Genomic DNA, 22,818 nt, shown 5'->3' on the forward strand with positions numbered 1-22,818 from the left:
TTCGTTGCATTCGCATAAACTTTCACGACTTCGTGGCAGACTGGCCCGGCCGAGAAGGTCCCGTGTGTTAGGACTGTGAACAATAACGTTGGCGCTGCACTCAGAATCGATCGCAGCCGACGTTTTTCTCCATCAGGAAGAGGTAAGAATGAGACCCGTTTCCGTGACACGCCGGCGAGTTGCCGCCGTCACCGTGGCCTTCGCCACCACCGCGTTGGTGCTTGCCGGCTGCTCGGCGAGCCCCAAAGGTTCCACGTCAGGCGGCACGCTGACGATCGGCACGACCGACAAGGTCACCACGCTCGACCCCGCAGGTTCGTACGACAACGGCTCGTTCGCCGTCATGAACCAGGTGTTCCCGTTCCTCATGAACACGCCGTACGGCAGCCCCGACGTCGAACCGGACATCGCGACATCCGCGAGCTTCACCGCGCCGAACGAGTACACCGTGAAGCTCAAGAAGGGCCTGAAGTTCGCCAACGGCCACGACCTGACCTCCTCCGACGTGAAGTTCACCTTCGACCGTGAGGTGAAGATCAACGACCAGAACGGCCCGGCCTCGTTGCTGGCCAATCTCGACAGTGTCTCGGCGCCGGACCCGCTGACGGTGGTCTTCAAGCTCAAGAGCGACAACGACCAGACGTTCCCGCAGGTGCTCTCGAGCCCCGCCGGTCCCATCGTCGATGAGCAGGTGTTCTCGCCAGACAAGCTCACGAGCGACAAGGACATCGTGAAGGGCCACGCGTTCGCCGGCCAGTACGACATCACCTCGTACGACTTCAACAACCTGATCTCGTACAAGGCGAACCCCAACTACCAGGGGCTGCTGGGCAAGGCGAAGACCGAGACGATCAACGTCAAGTATTACGCAGAGTCGTCGAACCTGAAGCTGAACGTGCAGAAGGGTGACATCGACGTCGCGTTCCGCAGCCTGTCGGCGACCGACATCGAGAGCCTGCGCAAGGACGACAACGTGAAGGTCGTCGATGGCCCCGGCGGCGAGATCCGCTACATCGTCTTCAACTTCAACACGCAGCCGTTCGGCGCGAAGACGGCCGACGCCGACCCGGCGAAGGCGCTTGCTGTTCGCCAGGCAGCGGCCGACCTGATCGACCGCGAGGCCATCGCCAAGCAGGTCTACAAGGGCACCTACACGCCGCTGTACTCCTATGTTCCCGCGGGCCTGACGGGCGCGACCGAGTCGCTCAAGCCGCTGTACGGCGACGGCGACGGCGGGCCCAGCCTCGAGAAGGCCAAGGCGACCCTCCAGGCCGCCGGCGTGAGCGTGCCCGTCAAGCTCGATCTGCAGTACAACAACGAGCACTACGGCCCGTCGTCGTCTGACGAGTATGCACTGATCAAGGACCAGCTGGAGAAGGGCGGACTGTTCACGGTCAACCTGCAGCAGACCGAGTGGGTGCAGTACTCGAAGGATCGCGTCGCCGACGTGTACCCGGCCTACCAGCTCGGCTGGTTCCCGGACTACTCCGACGCCGACAACTACCTGTCGCCGTTCTTCGTCAAGGACAACTTCCTCGGCAACCACTACGACAACCCGAAGGTGCAGGCGCTGATCGACCAGCAGCGCACGACCACCGACGCCGCAGCGCGCACCAAGCTGATCGAGCAGATCCAGGACACGGAGGCGGCCGACCTGTCGACGCTGCCGTTCCTGCAGGGCGCGCAGGTTGCCGTGACGGGCAAGGACGTGACGGGAACGCAGGACACGCTCGACGCGTCGTTCAAGTTCCGGTACGCGGCACTCGCCAAGGGATAAGCAGGCGAGCCGGTAGAATCGGCTCACCCTGGCACGAGGGGGCGGCTCGCTTCGGCGGGTCGCCCCCCTCGATGCCCGGGGTCTTCAAGCGTTAGGTAGTTATGACAACGACGGTCACGGGCGCGAAGGCGCCGACGGGTCCGGAGCCATCGGCTCCGGCATCCGCCAGAAGACGCAGACGACGCTCGTCGGGCGGTCTCGCGCGATACATCGTCATCAGGGCAGTTCTGATCCTGCCGACGATCTTCATTCTTGTCAGCCTGGTCTTCTTTCTCATGCGGTCGACCGGCGACCCCATCACGGCGGCTCTGGGTGGCAGGCTCACTCCCGACCAGCTGGCGGTGCGCATCCATGCCGCAGGCTACGACCGGCCGCTGCTCGTGCAGTACTTCGAGTACCTCGGCCAGATCTTCACGGGCAACTTCGGCACGACCCTCAGCGACAACCAGCCCGTGACCGAGATCCTCACCCACTACGGCAGCGCCACGCTCGAGCTGGCGTTCTATTCGCTCATCGTGGCCTTCATCGTCGGCATTCCGCTCGGCATGGTCGCCGCATACTTCCGTGACCGCGGCAGGGATGCTGCGCTGCGCGTCTTCGCGATCCTGTGCTACGCGACGCCGGTGTTCTTTGCGGGCCTTCTGCTCAAGCTGATCTTCTCGATCTGGCTCGACGTGCTGCCGGTGGCCGGCCGCGCCTCCACGGGGTCGGAGCTGCAGATGGAGCTGCTGCCGCACAAGACCGGGATCTACCTGATCGATGCGTTCCAGACCGGTTCCATGGCGGTCGTGGGCGACGTGCTGCAGCACGCGGTGCTGCCGGCGGTGGCGCTCGGCCTGCTCACGGCCGGCGTGTTCCTGCGTCTCGTGAGAACCAACGTGATCGGCACGCTGTCGACCGACTACGTGGATGCGGCCCGCTCACGCGGGGTGGGCGAGTTCCGGCTGGTGCGCAAGCACGCCTACCGGCCGGCGCTGATCCCGATCATCACCGTGATCGGCTTGCAGATCGCGCTGCTGCTCGGCGGCGCCGTGCTGACTGAGACGACCTTCGAGTGGAAGGGGCTCGGCTTCGAGCTCGCCCATTACCTGCAGGCGCGCGACTTCGTCGCGGTGCAGGGCATGGTCGCCCTTCTCGCCGTGATCGTCGCCGTCACCAACTTCGTGGTCGACATCATCGCCGCGCTCATCGACCCGAGGGTGAGGTACTGAGAATGCCCACGGTCTCCGTCTCCCGCAAGCGACCGCTGCTCTCGCGCATCCCCGTGGTGCATCAGGTGCGGCAGAGCGTCGGCCTGCAGCGCGGCATGCTGCTCGCCGGCCTCGCCATCACCGGCATCTTCCTCATCGCCGCGTTCTTCGCGCCGGCGATCGCCCCGTACGGCTTCTCGCAGTTGCACGATGCCTCCGGTTCGTTCGGCGCCCAGCAGCCGCCCAGCCCCGCGCACATCTGGGGAACGACGGTCGGCGGCTACGACGTCTTCTCGCGGGTCGTCTGGGGCTCGCAGACGGCGCTCGGCGTCATCGTCGTCTCGGTCGTGCTCTCGATCTTCGCCGGCATCTTCCTTGGCCTCGTCTCCGGGTACTTCGGCGGCTGGCTCGATCGCGTGCTCGTGGTCGTCTGCGACGCCGTCTACGCGTTCCCGTCTCTGCTGCTCGCCATCGTCATGTCGATCGTGATCAGCGGCGGCCAGTCGAAGCTGTGGGGCGGCATCTTAGCGGCGGCCATCTCGATCACGGTCGTCTTCATTCCGCAGTACTTCCGCGTGATCAGGGCAGAAGCGGTGCGCATCAAGGCGGAGGCCTATGTGGAATCGGCCCGCGTGGTGGGGGCAGGCAACGGGCGCATCATGTTCCGGCATGTGCTGCGCAACGCGACCCGCACGCTTCCGCTGATCTTCACGCTCAACTCGTCCGAGGCGATCCTCACGCTCGCCGGGCTCGGCTTCCTCGGCTTCGGCATCGAGCCGACCGCGGCATCCGAGTGGGGTTACGACCTGAACAAGGCGCTCTCCGACGTGACAAGCGGAATCTGGTGGACCGCGCTCTACCCCGGCCTCGCCATCGTCCTTGTCGTGCTCGGCGTGACGCTCGTCGGCGAGAGCCTCAACGACCTCGCTGACCCGCGCCTGCGGGGTCGCCGCGCGGTGGCCAAGGCGTCGGGGGATGTCGCCGAGACATCCGTCGTGCCCGGCGGAACGCTTGCGGCACCCGGCGGCGTCGGCGAGCTGGAGGGCGCAGGATTGCTCGGTGACGACGGAATCGAGGTGCGATCGTGACGAACGTGGTCGAGATCGAAGAGCTTGGCGTCTCCTTCGCCACAGACGCGGGCGCCGTCAAGGCCGTCGACGGCGTAAGTCTGACGGTCGCCGAGGGCGAAGTGCTCGCCATCGTCGGCGAGAGCGGCAGCGGCAAGACCGTGACGGCGAAGACGATCCTGGGCCTGCTGCCCGAGACGGCGACGGCGTCTGGCGCCGTGCTGCTCACCAGCCGCGACAACCAGTCCACCACCGACGTCATCGCCGTGAGCAAGCAACGCCTGCGCGAGGTGCGCGGTCGCGACGTCGCCATGGTCTTCCAGGAGCCGTCGACCGCGCTGAACCCCGTCTATCCCGTGGGCTGGCAGATCGCCGAGGGGCTGCGCGCACACGGCAGCTACAGCCGCTCCGAGGCGCGCGAGCGGGCGATCGAGGTGATGCGGCTCGTCGGCATTCCCGAGCCCGAGGTGCGCGTGAAGTACTATCCGCACCAGTTCTCGGGCGGCCAGAAGCAGCGCATCGTCATCGCGATGGCGCTCGTGCTGAACCCCGGGCTCATCGTGGCCGACGAGCCGACCACGGCGCTCGACGTGACCGTGCAGGCGGAGATCCTCGACCTGCTGCGCCGATGCCGCGACGAGTTCGGCGCCGCCATCGTTCTCATCACGCACAACATGGGTGTGGTCGCGGACCTCGCCGACCGCGTCGCCGTCATGTACCAGGGCAAGGTCATTGAGCAGGCCGACTCGCGCACCCTGTTCAGCGCGCCGCGCGAGGAGTACACCAAGCGCCTCCTTGCGGCCGTGCCGCACGTCGGCCAGGGCCGGGCGATCACGCGCGAGCGCGCGGACACCCGTGCCGAGGGCTGGAGCGGTCAGGCGCCCGTCGTCGAGGCGAAGGGCCTGCGCATCCAGTACCCCGGGCGCCTCGGCAGGCCCGGCTTCGTCGCCGTCGACGACGTGAGCTTCCAGATTCTGCCCGGCGAGGTGCTCGGGCTTGTGGGTGAGAGCGGATCCGGCAAGACCACGACGGGGCGGGCCATTGCGGGCCTCACCCGGGTGACCGGCGGCTCCCTTCGGGTGCTCGGTCACGAGATGAACGGAATCCGGGAACGGGAGTTCAGGAAGTCTCGCAAGGACATCGGATTCGTCTTCCAGGATCCGGCGTCGAGCTTCAACCCGCTGCTCACTATCGCGGAATGCGTGGCGGAGCCGCTCATCGTTCACGGCCGCGCGCGCGATCCGCAGGCCGCACGTGCGCGGGTCGACGAGCTGCTCGAGGCCGTGCAGCTGCCGCGGGCGTACGGCGAGCGGTTCCCACACGAGCTGAGCGGCGGCCAGCGACAGCGTGCCAGCCTCGCCCGCGCCCTGGCGCTCGACCCGCAGCTGCTGATCGCCGACGAGCCCACCTCGGCGCTCGACGTGTCGGTTCAGGCCCGCGTGCTCGAGCTCTTCGCCGAGTTGCAACGCGAGCTGGGCTTCGCCGCGCTCTTCATCAGCCACGATCTCGCGGTGGTCGACCTTCTCGCCGATCGCATCGGAGTGCTGTATCAGGGCAGGCTCGTTGAGGAGGGCACGGGCGAGGCGGTGCTGGAGTCGCCGAAGGACCGCTACACCCAGCGACTGCTGGCGTCGCTCCCGGTACCGGACCCGGCAGTGCAGGCGCAACGGCGCCAGAGACTGCACGAGCTGAGGGCGCCGTTGGCATGACCGACGCCACGACCGCGCAGCAGGAGCCCGTCGTCGGCGTGAGCGACCTGTCTGTCGAATACGCCGCACACGGCGCGAGCGCGGCCTGCGTCGCGCTGCACGGAGTCAGCTTCGATCTCGAGCCGGGGGAGACGCTCGGGGTTCTGGGCGAATCCGGCTCGGGCAAGAGCACGCTTGCGCGCCTGCTCGCCGGGCGGGCCGATGGCGGAGGCCGAGCGGTCAACGCGCGCATCACAGGCGGCGACGCGACCGTCTGCGGCTTCCGGCTGCGTCGTCTCAGCGCCCGCTCGAGGGCCCGCCTCACCTTCCATGTGGGTTACCTCGCCCAGGATGCCGCCGCGACGCTGCCCGCGGACCGCACGATCGGCGAGATCGTCGCCGATCCGATCTTCGAGCGGGACCGGCACTACAACCGCCGGGCCGCCGGCCAGCGCGTCGCGGCTCTGCTCGAGGCCGTGCTGCTTCCGCTCGGCCTGCTCTCGTCGTTTCCCTACGAGTTGAGCGCGGGGCAGCGCCAGCGCGTCGCGCTTGCCCGTGCACTGGTTCTCGGCCCTGACCTGCTCATCGCCGACGAACCCACCACCGGCATCGATGTCACGGTGCGGCAGGCCGTCATCGACGTGCTGGCCACGCTCGGTCGTCAGAACGGGTTCTCTGCGATCCTTGTGAGTCAGGATGCGCCGCTGCTGCGATCGGTCACCTCGCGTGTCGCGGTGCTGCAGGCGGGGCGCCTGGTGGGGCTCGGGCCGCTCGATGAGCTGCTGCGGGACCCGCCGCATCCGTATGTCGCCTCACTCGCTCGCGCCTTCGCGCCGGGGCCGAGCGCCGACGACGGTGGCAGGATCGAAGCATGACGATTCACCGATCCTCTCGCCAGCATCGTGCCGTGCTCTCCGCGCCGGCGGTCGCTCTGCCGGAAGGCGAGCGGCCCGAGGCCGGCCCCATCGCGCTGCTGCCCAGACCAAAGGAGGCGTTCGCCGACGCGGTCGCTGCCGGTGGCGGCGTTGTCGAGGAGCTCTCCGAGCGCACGCGAGGGCTGATCTGGCTGTCGTCGAAGCATCCGGAGCAACTCGCCGAGGCGCTGCGCTCGCACCCCGGGATCGGCTGGGTGCAGCTGCCGTGGGCGGGAGTCGACGCGTTCGCCGACGTCATCGCGGCCGAGGCGCGGCCCGGGCTCGTGTGGACGAGCGCGAAGGGCGCGTATGCCGAGCCGGTCGCCGAACACGCGCTCACGCTCGCCCTCGCGCTGCTGAGGGTGATTCCGACCCGCGTGCGCGCCCGCAGCTGGAGCACGGTGGCCGAGGGCCGGTCGCTGTACCGGCTGAATGTCACCATCATCGGCGCGGGCGGCATCGCTCTTGAGCTGCTGCGCCTGCTTACGCCCTTCGACGTGACGACGACGGTGGTGCGCCGCAGCGCGTCGCCGGTCGACGGCGCCGACGTGACGGTCCAGGTCGACCGCCTGCGCGAGGCGCTTGCCGATGCCGACGTCGTCATCGTGGCGGCGGCGGCCACCGATGCGACGGCACAGCTGATCGGCGAGCGCGAGCTCGCGGCAATGAGGCAGGATGCCGTGCTCGTCAACATCGCCCGTGGCAGCCTCGTCGACACTGCCGCGCTCGTTCGCGCGCTGGACGACGGCCGCATCGCCGGGGCGGGCCTCGATGTCACCGACCCGGAGCCCCTGCCCGACGGCCACCCGCTGTGGAGTGAGCCCGCATGCATCATCACGCCGCACAGTGCCGACACGCCGGACATGACCGCGCCTCTGCTGGCCGAGCGCATCCAACTCAACGTCGAAGCGCTGCTCGGAGACGGCCGGTTCGTCGGCATCGTCGACCCCGTCGCCGGGTACTGACGGATGCGGGGCCGTGCGGCCCCGTCCGCCCGTTGATCACCGTGCGCGCCCGACGCGCCGCTCGGCGGGTCGCCGCCGATTTGGCGAGGCGAAATCCTTTGATAAAGTTGCTACGCTGAACACGCATTCCTCGATAGCTCAATTGGCAGAGCAGCCGGCTGTTAACCGGCAGGTTCTTGGTTCGAGTCCAAGTCGGGGAGCGAAAAAGCCCCCAACTTCTGCGGAAGTTGGGGGCTTTCTTGTTCTCTGCGTCAGCTGGCCTTCTCGGCCAGGGCGGCGAAGCGGGCGAGGTACAGCGGCCAGCCGGCGTCGTTCGCGATGCCGTTGCTGACGGCTTCCCAGCCGGGGCCGTGCCGGTCGATGTTGCGGTGTTCCAGCTCGACGCGGGTGCGCTGCGGCGCTTCGGCGACAAATCGCACTTCGACCTCGCTGGTGGCCTCATGGTCTGTCTCGAGCTGCCATTGCGGTCCGATATCCCAGCTGAACACGACACGATCAGGTGGTTCGTACGCGAGGACGCGAGCCCATCGGCACTCGCTGCCGTCGACGCCCCGATCACAGATGTAGCCGCCGACCTTCGGGTCGAACACGGTCTCGGCGATCGGCACGTCGAGCAGGTTGTGCTCGGGCGGTTTGAAGTCGCCGAATCGTTCGGTGAAGACTGTAAAGGCGCGCTCGATCGGTGCGTCAACCACGATCTCCCTGCGGACGACCGCGGTTGCTGTCTTGGTCATGATCTCTCCTTGGTTGGTTGTTCGACGACACTCTTGTATGCGATCAGCGCCCGGTCCCAGAAGGTGTCGAGCTGGTCACGCAGCGCGCTTACCCCCACCGGATTGAGCCGATAGATGCGACGGGTACCGACCGCACGCTCGATGACCAGCCCGGCATCCTTCAGCACTTTCAGGTGCTGAGACACAGCGGGACGACTGACCGGCAGCTCAGCGGCGAGTTCACCGACGGGTCTCGGCCGCTCGGCCAGGCATTCGATAATGCTGCGTCTGGTTCGATCGCCCAGAGCTTCCCAGCCGCGATCGGTTTGGTAAGTGTCCACGAACGGTAAGTTAGCCCTTACCATGAGGTGTGTCAAGGCCTACTCCGACGGGAGTACCCGCCGTCGGTTCCCCGGGCCCACGCCGGGCGCGTCGTCGCTGGCTAGCATTGGGGGATGCCGATGAACCCCGAGCCGCCGTGGGCTGGCGCCGGTCAGCCGCACGGCGCGGAGGAACGGCAGCGGCGGCGCCGCGTTCAGCGCTGGATCCCGGCGGTCGTCGCGGCCGTGGCGCAGCTGCCGGCGCTGGTGATCGCGGGAGCGCGGCACGCCCCGCTGCCGGTCGTGCTCGCGCTCGTGCTGGCCTTCGCGGCGTCGTTCGCGCTTCTCTTCGTTCGGCGCAGGCCCGTCACGGTGCTCGCGACGATCGCCGTCATGATCCTGCCCGCCATCGCGCTGGTGGGCGGGCCGCCGGCGCCGGCATTGCCGCTGGCTATCGCCATCGTGATCGCGGTCGTGCACGGCCTCCGGCTGGCCGTGTGGGTGACCATCGCCTCGCTCGCTGTGGCGGAGCCTCTCGTCGTGATGGCCGTCTCCGGGGCCCGGCTGTCGATCGTGCGCGTGCTGGCCATCGTCCTCGTCCTCTCGCTTCTCGTCGGCATCGGCGAGGCGATCCGCACACGGCGTGAGCGCTTCCGCGAGATCTCGCGCCGCATCGCCGTCCAGCGTCAGAGCGAAGCAGAGGCCGAGCGCGTGCGCATCGCCCGAGAACTGCACGACGTGCTCGCGCATTCCCTCTCGCAGATCAGCGTGCAGGCCGGTGTGGGCCTGCATCTCTTCGACAGCCAGCCCGAGCGCGCGAAAGAGAGCCTCGAGTCGATCAAGACCACGAGCAGACAGGCGCTCGACGAAGTGCGCGGCGTGCTCGGCTTCCTTCGCGAGGAAGGCACCTCGCCAACCCGTACGCCCGGGCCGGGCCTTGCATCGCTGCCGGCGCTCGTGGAATCGTTCGCCTCCACCGGGCTCACCGTGAGTGTGCTCAACGAACTGGGCGACGACGTGCCGCCCGCGGCGCAGCTCGTTCTCTACCGCATCGTGCAGGAGTCCCTGACGAACACCGCCCGGCACGCGGCCACCGGCCGCGCCGAGGTCGTGCTGGCAGCAGCGGATGGCTGGTACGAGGCCACCATCATCGACCATGGCGGCGGGCCCCCGACCGGCGGCAGAGAAGGCCGCGGGTTGCTCGGCATGCGCGAGCGTGCCGAGCTCTTCGGGGGAACCCTGGAAGCCGGGCGCGGCGACAACGGCGGGTTCCGGGTGCACGCGCGCATCCCCTCGCGACCACGCACCCGCGACGACGGCTTCGGCGCATGATCCGCGTCGTACTGGCCGACGACCAGCAGCTCGTGCGTGCTGGCTTTCGCGCGCTCCTGGAATCCGAGACCGACATCGAGGTCGTGGGGGAGGCCGCGACAGGGGAGACCGCGGTCGCCGTGACCCGCTCCGAGCATCCGGATGTCGTTCTCATGGATATCCGCATGCCGGAGGGCGACGGGCTGTGGGCCACCGAGCAGCTCGTCGGCGACCCGCAGCTCGCCGCGACCCACATCGTGATCGTCACGACCTTCGAGCTCGACGACTATGTCGTGCAGGCGATCCTGGCGGGCGCCAGCGGCTTCCTGGTGAAGGACACCGAGCCGACCGAGCTGATCCGCGCGGTGCGGGTCGTGGCGGCGGGCGACGCGCTGCTGTCGCCTGGCGTGACCCGGCGCCTGCTGGCGCGTGTCTCCGACGGCATCCGGCAGCCCCAGCAGACGAGCGTGCTCGAGGCGCTGACGCCGCGCGAGGTGGAGGTGCTGCGCCTCGTCGGCCAGGGCCTCACCAACACGGAGATCGGCGTGGCGCTGTTTCTCAGCCCGCTGACCGCCAAGACGCACGTGTCGCGCATCATGACGAAGTTGGGCGCCCGCGACAGGGTGCATCTCGTCGTGGTCGCGTACGAGACCGGGCTCGTGACACCGGGCTGGCGGTAGCCCACGGCGGGCGGCCGGCCACCGCGCCGGCTACTCCGCCGGGCTTAGCCGCATTCACTCCCGGCGGCAGATTCGGCGCCGCCCCGCATCCGCGATTCTCGTTCTGAGGGCGCGACAGTGGCGCCCGTCACCGACGAGAGGATCCTCATGCTCACCGCATTCTCATCAGCCATCGCACCGGCCGTTGCCGTCGCCCACTGGGGCGGTCCCTGGGCGGGCGGATTCGGCTGGCTCTTCCTCGTGATCCCCCTGTTCTGGATCGCGTTCTTCGTGCTGCTCTTCACCTTCATTTCTCGCAGGCGGATGCGGGCCTTCGGCCCGGGGTACGGGCCCGGCTTCGGCCCGGGCGTCGGCTACGGCCGCGGTGACGGACGGCCGCACGACCCCACGCGCTCGGCAGAGCAGACGCTCGCCGAGCGCTTCGCCCACGGCGACATCGACGAGGTCGAGTACCGAGCGAGGCTCGAGGTGCTGCGCGCCAACCGGCCGTCGGGCGAATAGCACCGTCAGCGGCACGCGGTAGAGTCTCCTCTCGGGAACAGGCCTCTGGCCACGCCCGGGAGGAGACGTTCGTGAACGGCTGGCTGCAGGAGAACTCGGGCGCCCTTATGATCGGTCTCGTCATCGCCGCGACCGCCCTGCTCGTGACGACCGTGTTGTTCCTTGTGCTGTGGCTGCACGCCCGGCACGCCCGCCGCCGCCTGGCCGACGACCGCACCGAGACGGAGTGGACGCGCATCGACCGCGAGCTCGACCTGGCCGAGCAGCAGGGTCGGCTGCGCATCATCCGCGAGCTGCAGGATGTGGCCGTGCAGTCGCTCTCGCGGCTGATCACGCAGGCGGAGGGCGCCAGGTACGCCGGCGAGAGCGACCCCGAGGCGGGGATTCGCGCATCCGCTGCCCTGGTGGAGCGCGGTCGGGTGGCTCTCGGCGACATGCGCCGCGTGCTGACGGTGGCGCGTGAGGGGGAGCAGATCTCGGCACCGCGTCCGTCGCTTCAGTCGGCGCAGGACCTGTTCCAGGTGATGCGGGAGGCGGGGCTGGAGATCAGCTTCGAGGAGACGGGCGAACGCTTCACGCTGCGCCGCGGCGCGGAGCTCGCGGTGTTTCGCATTCTTCAGGGCACGCTCGAGAACGCGCTCAAGCATGGCGGCACCGGCACCCGTGTGCGCGTCGGCTTCACGTGGACGCGGGAGGGGCTGCAGTTGGGCGTCGACGACGACGGCATCCGGTCGGCGGCGCGCCGACGCGGCCTCGATCGCGAGGAGATCAACCGCGAGACGCAGTACACGATCGACGACGACTTCAAGGCGCTCACCGAGTCCATCACCGGGGCAGGCATCACCGAGATGCGCGAACGCGCGGCGCTGTTCGGGGGAGCGCTCGACGCGCACCCGGTTCCCGGCGTGGGCTTCACGGTGTCGGTGGCGTTCCCCACGCTGCGCTTCCACAACGGCGTGCATGGGGTCGACCTGAGCCGCTGAGACGAGGGCACTGAGACGAGGGCGCTAAGACGAGGCCGCTGGGACGAGCCTCGAGTGCCTCAGTCCTCCAGGTGGTCCCGGCCCGGCAGCCAGCTGTTGCCCTCGGCGCCCCATCCGTTCTTGCGTGCGGCCTTCGCGGCCGCCTTGGCGAGCGGGTACTCGAGCCGGTCTACGTAGATCACGCCGTCGAGGTGGTCGTACTCGTGCTGGAAGATGCGGGCCAGCCAGCCCTCGGCGTGCACCTCGAACGGCTCGCCGTCCTCATCGACGGCGGTGAGGATGGCGCGTTCCGCGCGTCGCAGCGCGAACCTTTCGCCGGGGAACGACAGGCACCCTTCCGCCTCGTCCTCCTCGTCGGCCGCACCGGTCGGTACCGGGCTGATCCACAGTTCGGGGTTGATCGCGACACCCTCGTGCCGCACCTCGTCGTCGTCGCTCCAGCCGTACACGAACAGGCGCAGCGGCACGCCCACCTGCGGCCCGGCGAGCCCGACGCCGGGGGCGGCGTGCATCGTGTCGTTCATGTCGGCGACGAGCCTCTTCAGGTCGTCGTCGAACTCCGTGACCTCCGCTGCACGCTGGTGCAGCACGGGGTCGCCGGAGATGAGGATCGGAAGCACGGCCATGCGCTCAAGAATATCGGCCAGAATCTCGGTAGGGTTCTCACGTGAACGGGCAATGGGGGCAGGCGTTGGCCGATCTGACCATTCAGCCGCTCGAGGCGAGTCAGTTCCTCGGCATCCCCATCGCGCTCATCGGCGCAGTCTTCCTCTCGATCGGCGCCCAGCTGCAGCATCGCGGCGTGGCGCGGGTGGGCGAGAACACGGCGGCGAGCGACGGCGGCCTGAACGTCGGCCAGCTGCGGCTGCTGCTCGCGAGGCCATCGTGGGTCATCGGCACACTCATGCTCGGGCTCGCCATCGTGTTCCAGCTCGCCGCCCTCGTTCCCACGCCGCTCATCGTCGTGCAGCCGCTCGGGGCGGTCTCGCTGGTGCTGACGGCCATCGTGAACGCGCGCGTCAGCCGCATCCGGCTCAACCGCAACTCCATCATCGCCATCTGCCTCTGCGTCGGTGGCGTGGGTGTGTTCGTCTTCACCGCGGCGTTCACGGCGCGTGATGTCGTCGTGAGCGACGACGCGCTCGTCGAGGTGCTGCTGATCCTCCTCGGTGTGCTCATTCTGTTCGGCGTGCTCTTCGTCACGCTTCGCCACCGATTCAAGGCCGTCATGTACATCGTCGGTGCCGGCGTGCTCTATGGTTTCGTCGCCACGCTCGCCAAGGTCGTCATCTCGCGCGTCACGCACGGCGACGGCAGCTGGATGCTCGTGCTGTGCATTCTCGGAATCCTTCTCGGCGTCGTCGCCGGCGCCTACTTCGTGCAGAACGCGTACGCCTCCGGCCCACCAGACCTGGTGATCGCGGGCCTCACCGTGATCGACCCCCTCGTGGCCGTGACCATCGGCATCGTCATTCTGAACGAGGCAACGCAGGCCCCGCTCTGGGCCTCGATCGTCTTCGTCGTTGCCGGCCTGCTCGCCATCTGGGGCGTGTTCCTGCTCGCCAAGCACCATCCACAGGTGAAGTGACGCGCGCGGCCGCAATCAGCGCCCCTCGGGCCCCACGGCATAGACTGAGCCGCGACATTCTGCACACCCCGATCGGGTGGCAGCGAGGTCACCGAGCCGGGCATTCGACGCCGGCGGCACACACGTCCACGACACGTAGGGAACACGCCTCTTGACCGACTCGCGCGGCCCCGACAGCAACAGGCCTCTGACCATCGTCATCGGCGCCGACACCTTCTCGCCCGACGTGAATGGTGCCGCCCGCTTCGCCGAGAGGCTGGCGGCGGGGATGGCGGCACGCGGGCACGACGTGCACGTCGTCGCGCCCGCCGCATCCCGCAAGCACGGCACCTGGAAGGAGACGTACGAGGGCCAGACGGTCACGGCGCATCGCCTGCGCAGCTGGCGCTGGTACCCGCACGACTGGCTTCGCTTCGCTCTCCCGTGGCGCATCAAGCAGAACAGCGCACGCATCCTCGACGCGGTCAAGCCGGACGTGGTGCACTTCCAGTCCCACATCGTCACCGGGCGGGGGCTCTCGGTCGAGGCGGAGAAGCGCGGCATCCGCATCATCGGAACCAACCACTTCATGCCAGAGAACATGCTCGAGTTCACGGGCATCCCCAAGCCCATGCAGGAATGGGCGATCGGGCTCGCCTGGCGTGCGGCCCGGCGCAGCTTCGCCCGGGCCGAGGCGGTCACGTCGCCGACGAAGAAGGCGGCGGAGTTCCTGGAGAAGTACACGGGCCTGAAAGGCGTGCACGCCATCTCGTGCGGCATCGACGCAGACAAGTACACCGCCGACTTCTCGCCGCGAAGCGAGAACCGAGTCATCTTCGTCGGCCGGGTGACGGGCGAGAAGCAGATCGACGTGCTGCTGCACGCCATGGCGTTGCTGCCGCGTGAGCTCGACGCGAAGCTCGAGATCGTGGGCGGCGGCGACCAGAAGAAGAATCTCGAGCACCTGTCGGAGACACTGGGGCTCGGCGATCGGGTCACGTTCGCCGGGTACGTGACCGAGCAGGAGCTTCGGGCGGCATATACCCGGGCGACGGTGCTCGCCATGCCCTCGATCGCCGAGCTGCAGTCGATCGTCACGATGGAGGCGATGGCGAGCGGGCTGCCCGTCGTCGCCGCAAATGCCATGGCGCTGCCGCACCTCGTGCACGACGGCGAGAACGGCTACCTGTTCACCCCGGGTGACGCGGCCGAGCTCGCGGCGAAGCTCGAGCAGGTGTTCCGTGCGCCCGCTGACCAGCTTGAGGCCATGAAGCGGGCGTCGCTGCGCATCGTCTCCGCGCACGATATCCAGACCACGCTGTCGACGTTCGAAAGCCTGTATCGTGGTGAGCCGGTGGTGGACCCGGAGACGGAATCGCCCACCACGGCCGCCGACGAGCGGCGCAAGGGGCGGTAGCTCAGCTGGTTAGAGCATCGGACTCATAATCCGCCGGTCACGGGTTCAAGTCCCGTCCGCCCTACCGGTTCGAAGGCTCGCGCAGGCGAGGTGCAACGCCCGCATCACACCACCATTGGGGGCGCGTCGCCTCTCCACATCGGCTCTGAAGCCCTCTACAGTACAGATGTAGTTCTGTCAGGTCCACAGGGAGTATGAATGTCCGAGCCGTACCGCGTCCTCGTCATCGAGGACGATCTCGACGTCGCTCTCTATACCAAGACGGTGCTCGAGAAGCGCATCGGATGCGAGGTTCTCGCGCTCTCCGACCCGTCGCTCGTACGCGCGGCCGTCGAGAAACTGCGCCCTGATGTCGTCATCACCGACATCGAGATGCCCGGCGCATCCGGCCTCGATCTCATCGCTGAGATCCGCACGCAGCAGCCCGGCACGCCCGTCATCGTCATGACCGCACACGTCTCCGTCGAGTATGCCGTCACGGCGCTACGCAACCAGGCAGACGAGTTCCTCACCAAGCCCGTCTCCTCGGCCGACCTCGTCGCCCACGTGAGCCGACTCGCGGATGCCGCGCGCGCCGAGCGCGCTCGGGTCGGGGCTGGCGAAGTCGTTCTGGCCATCGGTGCGCACCCCAACGACGTCGAGATCGGCGTCGGCGGCATCCTCGCCGCCCATCGCGCCGCCGGGGACCAGGTCACGATCCTCACGCTCTCCAAGGGCGACCGCGTCGGCGGCATCCGCGTGGCGTGGAACGAGGGCTCGGCATCCGCCGAGATCATCGGCGCGACGCTCGTTCTCGAGGACAGCGAGGAGAAGGCACTCACGCCCACCGAGCCGACCCTGGGCGTCATCCGCCGCGTCGTCGAGGAGCTGTCGCCCACGACCGTGTACGTGCACAGCCGCAACGACCGCAGCCCCGATCACCGCGCCGTGCACGAGGCCGCGCTCGAGGCGTGCGGCAGTGTGCGCACGCTTGCGTGCTACCAGTCGTCGACGGCGACCGTCGACTTCCGGCCCAGCCGATTCGTGTCGATTGACGGCCACATTGACGTGAAGGCCGCCATGCTCGACTGCTTCGCCACCGCGGAGAAGCGCCCTCGATATCTCGAAGGCGGGTTCGTGAAGGCCGTGGCGCGCTACTGGTCCCGGTTCGGCACGGGAACGTTCTGCGAGCCGCTCGAGCTCATACGCGATGCGGCCGACGTCGCATGAGCGCGGCCACCGCTGCAGACGAGAAGGTGAAGGTGCTCGTCGTCGATGACAGCGAAGACCTGCGCGTTCTGCTGAAGGCGCATTTCGAGCACGCGGGCTGCGAGGTCACGCTGGCCGCATCCGCCGAAGACGCGATCGAGGCGTACGCGACGGCGGAGCACGACCTCGCCGTCATCGACCTGATCCTGCCCGGCATGAACGGCTGGGCACTCACCGAGCGCATGCGTCTGGAGCGCCCGCACACCGCGGTCGCCATCACGTCGGTGCTCGATTCACGCGACTACCCGCAGTCGAAGGCCGTGCTACCCAAACCGGTCAGCCGAGCGAGTGTTCGCGATGTCCTGATGCGATGTGTCCCAAGATGGGTGGCGCCATGAATGAACCCGAATCATCCCTGCGCATCGTGATCGCCGACGACGACCCGGATATCCGGGCCCTCGTCTCGATTGCGACCAAACGTGCCGGCCTCGAACTCGTCGATGCACTCGGCGACGGCGAGAGCGCCTGGGCGGCGATCCGCGAGGCGAAGCCGGACATCGTGCTGCTCGATGTGGCGATGCCCGGTATGACAGGTATCGACGTCACCCGGTTGATCAAGGCGGACGAGACACTCGATCGCACGCGCATCCTGCTGCTGTCCGCTGCCGTGTCGGAACGCGATCAGGCGATCGGGTACGAGGCGGGAGCCGACGAGTACCTCATCAAGCCGTTCAGCCCTCGAGGCCTGAGCGAAAGGCTGTCGCAGTTCGCCAGGCAGGATGAGGCGTCGGTGTGACCCTCGGATCTCTCACTCACCGTTACACGCTGGGTGAGGTCTCGCCGCTCGCGAAACAGGCGCCAATGGCCGCGATGTTTGTGATCGCGATCACGCTCGGAGCGCTCGAGAGCGGCCTTGTCGTTCACGAACTGTACTCGTTCGTGGTCAGCGGCTTTCTCGCCGCCGCCGCAACCGTTCTTGCCGCGATCTTCTCAACTCGGCCATCGCTCTGGCATTTTGCGCTCATCGTTCCCTCCGTCGATTTCATCGCGCTCGGATTCCTGCGCTATGGAACAGGAGGTCCCGGATCGGCGTTCGCGGCGTACGTGATCCTGCCGGTGATCTGGTTCGCCATGGAGGACGGCAGACAGAACGCGCTTTACGCGATGATCGGCACCGCGATCGCGCTCTTCCTCCCGCTCATCGTGGGCGAGAATTTGCTGCACGATCCCTCGGAATGGCTGCGAGCGATTATTAGCCCGGTCACCTTCGGTCTCGCGGCGGCTATCGTCAATGAGGTGTCGCGTCAGGCACGATATCGGCTCGATTCGATGAGGCAGCTCGCGGCAGAACGCGAAGAGATGCTCGACGAGACCCGGGACCACACCCGTGCCCTCGCGGCAAGTGAAGCGCATCTTCGCGAGCTCGAGGGCCTGATGCGCAACGTGTGGGAGGCAGCGACCGAGCAGATCGTCGTCGGTACCGACCTTACTGGCCTCATCGACGTGTGGAACCGCGGTGCCACACGCATCCTCGGCGCGCACATCGACCCGCTCGCGGAGGCACGGTATATCGAGGAATTTCACCTCACGACCGAGCTTGACGAACGCGCCGAGGCGCTTGATTTCCCGCTGTGGGAGACCGTTGCAAACCCCCGCTTCGCGGCCCTGATCGACCGGGCGCGACAGGGCGACCCCGACGCCGGCGAGTGGACCTACGTCCGCGCCGACGGCAGCACGTTCCCCGTGCACCTTTCGGTGACGCCGCGCATGGACGACTCCGGCGTTCCCGTCGGGTACCTGTTCATCGGCCGTGACCTGACTCGTGAGCGTGAGGTCAACCGGCTGAAGGACGAGTTCATCGGGCTCATCTCGCACGAACTGCGAACGCCCCTCAGCTCGATCCTCGGCTACCTCGAACTCATGCGCGACGACGACGAGACCGAGCTGTCGTCGAACCAGTTGCAGTACCTGAGCGTCGCCGAGCGCAACGCCAACCGGCTGCTTCGCCTCGTGGGTGACCTTCTCTTCACAGCGCAGGTTGACTCCGGCAAGTTCCGGGTCGACAAGAGCGAGGTCGACATGTCGGCGATCATTCGCGCGTCGATCGAGACGTCGCGTCCGGTCGCCGCGAACGCCGGCGTCACGGTTGAAGGCGACGGAATCCCGGAGAAGATCGTGCTCGCGGGCGACAGCGTGCGCCTGGGCCAGGCGCTCGACAACCTCATCTCGAACGCCGTCAAGTTCACCCCCCGGGGCGGCACCGTCACCGTGGGCATCTCGACGGATGCGGGCAACGCCTGCATCTCGGTTTCCGACACCGGCATCGGCATTCCCGCGGACGAGCTCGACAAGCTCTTCGGTCGGTTCTTCCGTGCGACCACTGCGACAAAGAACGCCGTGCCGGGAGTCGGCCTCGGCCTCGTGATCACGCGCGCAATCGTCCACGCCCATGGCGGGGAGATGGCGGTGCGAAGCGAGGAGGGCGTCGGCACGACCTTCGAGATGACGCTCCCGCTCGCGGTCGGCGCCCTCGTCGAATAGCCTGCCGTGGGTTGAGGCGTGCCCTTGTGGGTTGAGGCGTGCCCTTGTGGGTTGAGGCGTGCCCTTGTGGGTTGAGGAGCCGGCGAAGCCGGCGTCTCGAAACCCTATCCGAGCGCCCCGCGCAGCGTCACCGCGCACAGCTCTGGCTGCACGAACGGCTTCAGCGACGCATCATCCACGTCGTTCCCGAAATGCTCAAGCGTGCCCCGAATGAGACCGCGGTGCACGGAACAGACTACCGCCGGGTGATCGAGAGCCGCCTCGCGGAACGGGCACGCGAGCAGACGAATGGCGCGACCCGCGCTCTCGCCCGGGGCGGGCAGAGGCGGCTGCGCGTCCAGCTCGGGCTCGAAGCCCACACTGTCGAGCACGCCCATGAGCGGAGCCAGGGCGTCGCGGTCGTCGCTCTGCGCTGCCTGCTCTGCGCCTGCCAGCAGGTGTTCGGCCCAGTCGCGCCCGGCGTCGATGGCGCGGGACTTGCCGCCGTCGGCGTCTGAGGCGAGGGCGCCGGCGAGCACGTCGATGAGCTGACGGTTGGCCTGGCGCTCGTGGTGAACCGCTGCTGCCGCATACACCACGCGGGGTCGACCGCGTCGGCCCTCACGCTCGATGTTGCGGCGAATGAGGTTCGCGGCTTCGAGCTGGTCGAGGTGGAATCGCACGGTGGTCACGTGCAGGCGCATGCTGTCGGCGATCTCCAGCGCACCGAGGGGTGTCGGCGATGCCGCGATCGCCTCGAGAATCTCGCGCCGGGTGCGTGAGGCGAGGGCTGCATGCTGGCTCTCGCTATTGCTCACGGTTGTCATTGATTAAGACTAGCCGCTTCCGGTTAAAGCGCGCGAGCGAATCGTCGCATTGCGGCGACGAGGTAGACGGATGCTGCGCCCGGCCCTCAGGGTCAGGCTGGCACCAGGTTCTCGATCGGCACGTCGACGTAGTCGAACGCGCTGCCGAAGTACCCGACGGAGCCGGGATACCCGACGTGGCCCGGGTAGATGGGCGCCCCCGGGTATCCGGGGTTCACGCGGTAGTGCGGCTCGCGGTAACGCAGCAGCCTGTTCTCAACGACAGTGCCGAGGTATTCGCCGTCACGGTCGACGGCGTCTTCATCTCCCCACGGGAACCAGCCGAGCCATTCGCCATTCGTGTCGAACAGGTATTTACCGTCGAACGTCGTGCGAAAAGCAATCCAGTTGCCCGCGAGGTCATAGAGGTGTGTGATCACGGTTCGGGTCCGCCCTCTCATCTCCTGCCTCACAGTTAACTGAATCATCCTCGCATTATCGGCCGAAATCAAGAATGTCGGCCGGTGCGGTGAGAATGAGGGAGTGCTCATTTGTGTCGCGGCGGCTCCCGGAGGCGTCATTGAGGCGACCCGCGTCAGTGAGCGAGGCGCGCCGACCGGCGAGGCGCGGCGGGTGCCGGCGGCCACGTTCGCGGCGTACGTGCGCGACGAGGAGCGCGGCGACATCCGCTGGGTCTGGCACGACACGACCGCGTGGTACCCGGCGCTGCTGCGCCAGGGAGTGCGGGTCGGCCGCTGCGTCGACCTGCGGCTGTGCCACGCAATCCTGCGCCACTCGTCACTGAGCGCAGGCTCTGAGCTGGCCCTGGCACCCCCATGTCGGTGGGATGCGCTTTCGCCCGCGGGCGCCGAGCCCATCGGCGGGCACGAGGCGCTGTTCGAGGTCGACGATGCCGCCGAGATGACGGATGCCGCGGGCACGCTCGATCCGGTCGCTGAATTCGCCGCCCAGTGTTCCGCCGTTGCCGGCGCATCCCAGCCCGCGCGCCTGCAGCTGCTGCTCACGGCGGAATCGGCGGGTGCGCTCGTCGCCGCCGAGCTGCGGCACGCGGGGCTGCCGTGGCGGCACGAGGTACATGAGGCGTTCCTCGCCGACACGCTCGGGCCACGGCCGCGAGCGGGTGAGAGGCCGGTGAAGGTGGAGTCGCTCGCGAACGAGGTGCGCACTGCGCTCGGCGCGCCGCAGCTGAACCCCGACTCGCCGGCCGAGGTGCTGAAGGCACTGCGCGTAGCCGGGCTCAACGCCACCAGCACCCGCTCATGGGAGCTGAAGAAGCTGGAACACCCCGCCATCGCTCCGCTGCTGGAGTACAAGAAGCGTGCCCGCCTGCTCAGCGCGAACGGGTGGGCCTGGCAGGATGCGTGGGTGCAGGGCGGTCGCTTCCACGCGGAGTACATGCCAGGCGGCGTCGTCACGGGTCGCTGGGCGGCGCGGGGCGGGGGAGCGCTGCAGCTGCCCAAACAGGTGAGGCACGCGGTCGTCGCCGACGAGGGCTGGAAGCTCGTGGTCGCCGACGCGGCCCAGCTCGAACCCCGCGTGCTCGCCGGGCTCGCCAGCGACGAGGCGATGGCGGCCGCGGGGCGTGGACGCGACCTCTACACGGGAATCGTCGAAAGCGGGGCGGTCGCCGAGCGCGCGCACGCGAAGGTGGCAATGCTCGGCGCCATGTACGGGGCGACCACGGGGGAGAGCGCTCGGCTCATGCCGGCGCTCACACGCGCGTTTCCCCGGGCGATCCGCCTCGTAGAGCAGGCGGCCCGCGCCGGTGAGCGAGGTGACGTCGTGACCTCGAGACTGGGGCGAAGTTCACCGCGGCCCGGCGCGAAGTGGGTCGAGGCGCAGTCTCGGGCATCCGTTGAATCGTCGAGGCCCGACGACGAGCGCCGCGCCCGCAGCCAGGCCAGGGAGTGGGGGCGTTTCACCCGCAACTTCATCGTGCAGTCGAGCGCGGCCGAGTGGGCGCTGTGCTGGATGGCGCAGTTGCGCATGCGGCTGGCCGACATGGTGCCGGCCGGTACGCCCGTCGAGCAGGGGCCGCATCTGGTGTACTTTCTGCACGACGAGGTCATGGTGCACACCCCGGAGGTTCTGGCCGACCGAGTGGCCGAAGCGGTTTCACAGTGCGCGGCTGCGGCGGGCAGGCTGCTCTTCGGTGGCTTCCCCGTCGAGTTCCCGGTGACTACCGCGATCGTCGATTCGTACGCCGACGCCAAATAGCGGCTGGCTCGAGCACGACCGCGATCCGTGACGACCCAGGCCGTGCCGCCATGACCATGCGTGTCGAGTTGTCCGATGTCGGTGGCCTGACAGAGGATGGATCCCATGACCGAATCCACCGCTACGACCACCGACCCCGCCGCGCTCCTGGCGGTCTACAGAGCGCGCCGCGAGCTTGCGGTCACGCAGCCGCAGGGCAACCTGGCGCTCGTGAACACGCAGTGGATCACCGGCGATGCGGATGTCGCGGGGCAGGCCGTGTGGGGCGTTCCTGGTCTCTGGTCGCCGCTGCCGGAGGGCCGGTCCGGCCTGAAGGTGACGGCTGCGGCATCAGACAACATCGTGGTCGACGGTGAGGTCGTCGATGGCGAGGCGGTTGTTCGGGGCAAAGACGATGCGGCGCCGAGCAGCGTCGTCTTCAGCGACACGGTCACGGGCTTCGTCATCCACGGCGACGAGGGCTATGCCCTGCGTGTGTGGGATGCCGCATCGGAAGACATCCAGAACTTCGGCAGCATCGACACCTTCGACTACAACCGCGAGTGGGTCATTCAAGGGCGGTTCACGCAGAACCCCGAGGGCACCACCATCGGCTTCGAGCACCTGAAAGATGACGGCAAGACGCGCGAGATGGTGATTCCGGGCGAGATCACGTTCAGCAAAGACGGCGTCGACTACAACCTCGCCGCGTTCAAGGCGGGCCGGGCCCTGCAGCTGGTTTTCGCGGATGCCACGAGCGGCGACACCTCGTACTCGGTCGGCCGCTTCCTCTTCGTCGCTCCGAACGCCGACGGCACGATCACGCTCGACTTCAACCGCGCCGTGCTGCCGCCGTGCGCCTTCAGCTACAACTTCAACTGCCCCATGCCCCCGCGCCAGAACCGCTTCGCGGTCCCCATCGAGGCCGGCGAGAAGAACGTGCTCAACACGCAGGGCGCTCTCCTGCACCCGTAAGCGGGTTGAGGAGCGGCCA

At 68.1% G+C, this 22,818-nt stretch carries 23 protein-coding genes and 2 tRNA genes; 20 read left to right on the forward strand and 5 right to left on the reverse strand.

Going from position 1 to position 22,818, the window contains the following annotated elements:
• Positions 1-148: 148 nt before the first annotated feature.
• The 7 genes from OSC27_RS08570 (at position 149) to OSC27_RS08600 (ending at position 7,801) form a co-directional block, all read left to right on the forward strand.
• Positions 149-1,777 carry an ABC transporter substrate-binding protein gene (locus tag OSC27_RS08570; RefSeq protein WP_267181018.1) on the forward strand — a complete coding sequence of 543 codons (1,629 nt, stop codon included), beginning with the start codon at positions 149-151 and terminating at the stop codon, positions 1,775-1,777.
• A gap of 101 nt (positions 1,778-1,878) precedes the next feature.
• The gene (locus OSC27_RS08575; protein ID WP_267181019.1) at positions 1,879-2,988 is read left to right on the forward strand and encodes an ABC transporter permease; all 1,110 of its coding nucleotides are present in this window, start codon (positions 1,879-1,881) and stop codon (positions 2,986-2,988) included.
• Between the two features lie 2 nt (positions 2,989-2,990).
• Positions 2,991-4,055: an ABC transporter permease gene (locus OSC27_RS08580; protein ID WP_267181020.1), complete on the forward strand. Its 1,065-nt coding sequence runs from the start codon at positions 2,991-2,993 to the stop codon at positions 4,053-4,055.
• Positions 4,052-5,743, forward strand: coding sequence for a dipeptide ABC transporter ATP-binding protein (locus OSC27_RS08585; protein WP_267181021.1), 1,692 nt, complete (start codon positions 4,052-4,054; stop codon positions 5,741-5,743). Before OSC27_RS08580 ends, OSC27_RS08585 begins: the two co-directional genes overlap by 4 nt.
• Positions 5,740-6,597, forward strand: coding sequence for an ATP-binding cassette domain-containing protein (locus OSC27_RS08590; RefSeq protein WP_267181022.1), 858 nt, complete (start codon positions 5,740-5,742; stop codon positions 6,595-6,597). The genes OSC27_RS08585 and OSC27_RS08590 overlap by 4 nt, the downstream gene beginning before the upstream one ends.
• Positions 6,594-7,601, forward strand: coding sequence for an NAD(P)-dependent oxidoreductase (locus OSC27_RS08595; RefSeq protein WP_267181023.1), 1,008 nt, complete (start codon positions 6,594-6,596; stop codon positions 7,599-7,601). Before OSC27_RS08590 ends, OSC27_RS08595 begins: the two co-directional genes overlap by 4 nt.
• A gap of 127 nt (positions 7,602-7,728) precedes the next feature.
• Positions 7,729-7,801: transfer RNA gene (locus OSC27_RS08600), tRNA-Asn, on the forward strand.
• A gap of 51 nt (positions 7,802-7,852) precedes the next feature.
• Here OSC27_RS08600 and OSC27_RS08605 read toward each other — a convergent pair.
• A complete protein-coding gene (locus tag OSC27_RS08605; protein ID WP_267181024.1) occupies positions 7,853-8,335 on the reverse strand; it encodes an SRPBCC family protein in 483 nt (160 codons plus the stop codon).
• Positions 8,332-8,655 carry an ArsR/SmtB family transcription factor gene (locus OSC27_RS08610; RefSeq protein WP_267181025.1) on the reverse strand — a complete coding sequence of 108 codons (324 nt, stop codon included), beginning with the start codon at positions 8,653-8,655 and terminating at the stop codon, positions 8,332-8,334. The genes OSC27_RS08605 and OSC27_RS08610 overlap by 4 nt, the downstream gene beginning before the upstream one ends.
• Before the next feature lie 114 nt (positions 8,656-8,769).
• Between OSC27_RS08610 and OSC27_RS08615 the strand changes: the two genes are divergently transcribed.
• The 4 genes from OSC27_RS08615 (at position 8,770) to OSC27_RS08630 (ending at position 12,109) form a co-directional block, all read left to right on the forward strand.
• Complete coding sequence (locus OSC27_RS08615; protein WP_267181026.1) at positions 8,770-9,966, forward strand: sensor histidine kinase; 1,197 nt, start codon at positions 8,770-8,772, stop codon at positions 9,964-9,966.
• The gene (locus OSC27_RS08620; RefSeq protein WP_267181027.1) at positions 9,963-10,625 is read left to right on the forward strand and encodes a response regulator transcription factor; all 663 of its coding nucleotides are present in this window, start codon (positions 9,963-9,965) and stop codon (positions 10,623-10,625) included. Before OSC27_RS08615 ends, OSC27_RS08620 begins: the two co-directional genes overlap by 4 nt.
• Positions 10,626-10,772: 147 nt before the next feature.
• Positions 10,773-11,126 carry an SHOCT domain-containing protein gene (locus OSC27_RS08625; RefSeq protein WP_267181028.1) on the forward strand — a complete coding sequence of 118 codons (354 nt, stop codon included), beginning with the start codon at positions 10,773-10,775 and terminating at the stop codon, positions 11,124-11,126.
• A gap of 71 nt (positions 11,127-11,197) precedes the next feature.
• On the forward strand, positions 11,198-12,109 hold the full coding sequence (locus tag OSC27_RS08630; protein WP_267181029.1) for a sensor histidine kinase: 912 nt from the start codon (positions 11,198-11,200) through the stop codon (positions 12,107-12,109).
• 59 nt (positions 12,110-12,168) lie between these two features.
• On the opposite strand, the gene def is transcribed toward OSC27_RS08630, so the two are convergent.
• Positions 12,169-12,735, reverse strand: a complete 567-nt coding sequence (gene def / locus OSC27_RS08635; RefSeq protein ID WP_267181030.1) for a peptide deformylase — start codon at positions 12,733-12,735, stop codon at positions 12,169-12,171.
• Positions 12,736-12,800: 65 nt separating this feature from the next.
• Here def and OSC27_RS08640 point away from each other — a divergent pair, with 65 nt between their 5' ends.
• From OSC27_RS08640 to OSC27_RS08670, 7 genes are all read left to right on the forward strand, one after another.
• Positions 12,801-13,697, forward strand: a complete 897-nt coding sequence (locus OSC27_RS08640) for a DMT family transporter (RefSeq protein WP_267181173.1) — start codon at positions 12,801-12,803, stop codon at positions 13,695-13,697.
• A 151-nt stretch (positions 13,698-13,848) separates the two neighbouring features.
• Positions 13,849-15,093 carry a glycosyltransferase gene (locus OSC27_RS08645; RefSeq protein WP_267181031.1) on the forward strand — a complete coding sequence of 415 codons (1,245 nt, stop codon included), beginning with the start codon at positions 13,849-13,851 and terminating at the stop codon, positions 15,091-15,093.
• A tRNA-Ile gene (locus OSC27_RS08650) sits at positions 15,084-15,157 on the forward strand. The genes OSC27_RS08645 and OSC27_RS08650 overlap by 10 nt, the downstream gene beginning before the upstream one ends.
• A 134-nt stretch (positions 15,158-15,291) precedes the next feature.
• Positions 15,292-16,302, forward strand: coding sequence for a response regulator (locus OSC27_RS08655; RefSeq protein WP_267181032.1), 1,011 nt, complete (start codon positions 15,292-15,294; stop codon positions 16,300-16,302).
• Entirely contained in the window at positions 16,299-16,679 is a 381-nt protein-coding gene (locus OSC27_RS08660; RefSeq protein ID WP_267181033.1) for a response regulator, read from the forward strand. The genes OSC27_RS08655 and OSC27_RS08660 overlap by 4 nt, the downstream gene beginning before the upstream one ends.
• The gene (locus OSC27_RS08665) at positions 16,676-17,077 is read left to right on the forward strand and encodes a response regulator (RefSeq protein ID WP_267181034.1); all 402 of its coding nucleotides are present in this window, start codon (positions 16,676-16,678) and stop codon (positions 17,075-17,077) included. The genes OSC27_RS08660 and OSC27_RS08665 overlap by 4 nt, the downstream gene beginning before the upstream one ends.
• Before the next feature lie 65 nt (positions 17,078-17,142).
• Positions 17,143-18,822: a sensor histidine kinase gene (locus tag OSC27_RS08670; RefSeq protein ID WP_267181035.1), complete on the forward strand. Its 1,680-nt coding sequence runs from the start codon at positions 17,143-17,145 to the stop codon at positions 18,820-18,822.
• 104 nt (positions 18,823-18,926) lie between these two features.
• Here OSC27_RS08670 and OSC27_RS08675 read toward each other — a convergent pair whose 3' ends face one another.
• Together OSC27_RS08675 and OSC27_RS08680 are read right to left on the reverse strand one after the other, a co-directional pair.
• Positions 18,927-19,628, reverse strand: coding sequence for a helix-turn-helix transcriptional regulator (locus tag OSC27_RS08675; RefSeq protein WP_267181037.1), 702 nt, complete (start codon positions 19,626-19,628; stop codon positions 18,927-18,929).
• A 92-nt stretch (positions 19,629-19,720) separates the two neighbouring features.
• Positions 19,721-20,047 (reverse strand): 4-fold beta flower protein, encoded by a 327-nt coding sequence (locus tag OSC27_RS08680; protein ID WP_267181038.1) that lies wholly within the window; start codon positions 20,045-20,047, stop codon positions 19,721-19,723.
• Positions 20,048-20,150: 103 nt separating this feature from the next.
• Between OSC27_RS08680 and OSC27_RS08685 the strand changes: the two genes are divergently transcribed.
• Positions 20,151-21,845, forward strand: coding sequence for a bifunctional 3'-5' exonuclease/DNA polymerase (locus OSC27_RS08685; RefSeq protein ID WP_267181039.1), 1,695 nt, complete (start codon positions 20,151-20,153; stop codon positions 21,843-21,845).
• Positions 21,846-21,950: 105 nt separating this feature from the next.
• Positions 21,951-22,799 carry a DUF1684 domain-containing protein gene (locus OSC27_RS08690; protein ID WP_267181040.1) on the forward strand — a complete coding sequence of 283 codons (849 nt, stop codon included), beginning with the start codon at positions 21,951-21,953 and terminating at the stop codon, positions 22,797-22,799.
• Positions 22,800-22,818: the final 19 nt, after the last annotated feature.

The organism is Microbacterium sp. STN6, assembly GCF_026410545.1.
Classification (GTDB): Bacteria; Actinomycetota; Actinomycetes; order Actinomycetales; family Microbacteriaceae; genus Root112D2.